This is a genomic window from Bacillus sp. P4_D3, assembly GCF_056401855.1.
In genome coordinates this window covers 1-2,561 of the sequence record NZ_JBFUIN010000444.1, presented here as the reverse complement: position 1 = coordinate 2,561, position 2,561 = coordinate 1, and the positions used below count along the sequence as shown (strand labels likewise).

2 protein-coding genes are annotated in these 2,561 nt (G+C 33.2%); both read right to left on the bottom strand.

Translation table 11 applies throughout. The annotated features are described in order from the left end of the window. Positions 1–29: 29 nt before the first annotated feature. Positions 30–578, bottom strand: coding sequence for a hypothetical protein (locus AC1DTM_RS22460; protein ID WP_088099394.1), 549 nt, complete (start codon positions 576–578; stop codon positions 30–32). A gap of 294 nt (positions 579–872) precedes the next feature. Further along, positions 873–2,561 (bottom strand): binary toxin-like calcium binding domain-containing protein (locus AC1DTM_RS22455; RefSeq protein ID WP_477000916.1); only part of this gene is annotated, 1,689 nt, incomplete at its 5' end.

Sequence of the window (2,561 nt, the reverse complement as noted above, 5' to 3'; positions counted from 1 at the left end):
CTCTTGCAAAAAAACATTTCACACTGCTACTATTTTACGAAAAATATTATTGCTCCTAAAACAATCAACAATACACCCGAAAGCGGAAAACTCTTTTCTTCCTCTTTTATCTTTCTTTCAATAATGCCTTTAATTTTCGTCTTCATATCCTCTGGACATTTTCTAAATAGAATATCAGTAGTATGAAACGGCCTATTTAAAATTCGAATCTTAGCAGGAGATTCCGATAAATATATATTATTTTTATCCAACGTAAATTCTATATTTGCTTCAGTAAGTCCTTCTTTCACTAATATATTCACTCGGCTAGAAGGTAAATTAAACACTGTATAATCGTTAAAAGCTAGCCCTCTAATATCGAAATGTGAGTATATGAGAACTAAAGTTATAAACAACAAAACTAGTACAACTATTGTTTTCACTAACGAAAGTTGATTTAACATATAAGAAGATGTTGTCATATAAGCACAAAAAAATGCCATTAAATTACAAAGATAGTGATTTAAAATGAAAGTTTTTCTTACAACTATAGTAAGTACGGAAATGATTAGTAGAGTACATACTAGATTCATTAACATATTTAACCCTCCAAAAAACCACAACTATACAACTTTGTTATATTTTAACATTAATTAAATGTTCATACCTATAATTATTTTCATAAAATATAAAAGAGGTTGCCCAAAAGTAGCTATTCAGCTACTTTTGGGACAACCTCTTTTTATGCATTCATCTTAAATTATAATAATACTTATATTATTTTAGGTATTACCGTCCTAGGTTTCGCTACATATCCATCAGGCAAATAAATTCAAATAACCTTATATGTCCCCCCATCCATATAGACAGGGGGACATATACCGCATCATTCTTTACTTAATACTTTCTAATTCCCATTGGTGATAATTACCTGGTGAAGTTGTATGCTCAGATTTTAAAACACGCTCACCAGCACCTACAAGTGGGGCAATACCATTATCTGCAACAGAACTAGTCCACTGGTTTTCTCTTGATGTTATATAATTAGAATCAGATTTTATATAGAAGTTCTTCTGATTAGTAAGCTTGTCTAATTTAATAGCAGATTTATTGTGATCAGTATCTAACCAACTATAGTCATAACCATTTCCAATGTTTAAATACTGATAATTACTATGACTACTATTCGTAAACTTCATAAACACTTCTTCATCTTTTTTGAATAGTTCTTCCGGTCTAGATTTACCTTTTCTTTCAAGTATTACTGGTGTTGCTTGAACGTCTGGTCCATGTATTGCTTGTTGGATAGGACCGAGTCTCAATCCATCCCAGTTATTCCCCTTAAGTGAAAAGTGTACATATCTCCCATTAATTGATTGGTTTAAAGTACCAGCGCTCCAAGATTCGTTTACACCGTTAGCGAAGTTAGTAGCTGACTTCAAATAATACTGTTTTCCTTCTACTATAGGTTCTCCGGAATTATCTACTACTATTTTATCGATAGCGTCTAGATAGTTTTTATTTGAAACAAGAGGCGTGAAAACTTCAGTTTTATTGTCTTTTACATCAATTAATTCAAACTTAGCGTGCGATTCCCCAAGAGATGCACGGTTAACTGCTATGTCTACAGGTTCATTTTCTTTAGATTCATATACATTTGAATTCTGATTTCGAACTAATGTTACCTTTTGGCTCTCACCTTTTTTATTACGAACCGTAACAAAGATTTCTTTATTTAAATTAAATATACCTGGTATAACCGAAGCATAAATCTTTTTCTTGCTATAATCATAACTGCTATATGATAGAGTTGGTTGTAGTGCGCGTTGATCAAAGAAACCAAGGTTCACACCTCGTTCTAAAAGAGAACGATTTGGACCATAACGAACTAGATTTTCTTTTGGCTGACCATTTACAATATGATTCGCTACCCAAGCCCCCTTGCCTATCCCGCTATTTTCAAAAAATTCGTCCAGTGAAAGATTATAATCAACGCTAGCAGGTTTTGTTTTGTTCGTTCTTGGTGTATACACTCTAAATTTTGGTATAGAACCCAAATTTGTTTCTACTAATGTAGTAGAAGCATTTACATTTGATGCAAAATGCGACCAATCACCTAAATTTTCAAACTTTCCATCTTTCATTGTATATACATTCATTGTACTGGTAGGCAAGACCTCAATAGAAAGGGGTGCCCCTTGTTCTACCGCTTTTAATTCATCTAGTGTTAGAGAAATTTTCACATCCGCTTGACCTTCTATACTATCCATTAGAATTTCAGTTTTATTGTTTCCGCCTTTTGCTGTAGTTAACAAGTTGGCTTTATAACGATCTTGTGTCGCCTTAACAGTATTAATAATTTTATTACCTAATCGAATGTTAAAGTGAGGTGAAACATCCCCAGCAGACGCTGTACCCGTGTTTTTATATTCTAGATGGAAGCGCACATTTGCTGCTTTAGCTGAATCAACAGTTGTTGCTGTTGACCAATCAAAACTATTAGAGATGCTTTCTGTTTCCGTTTTTGTATTAGAGTAACCATATCCTACATTTAACGATCCTTTTCCTGAAGGTACAGGACC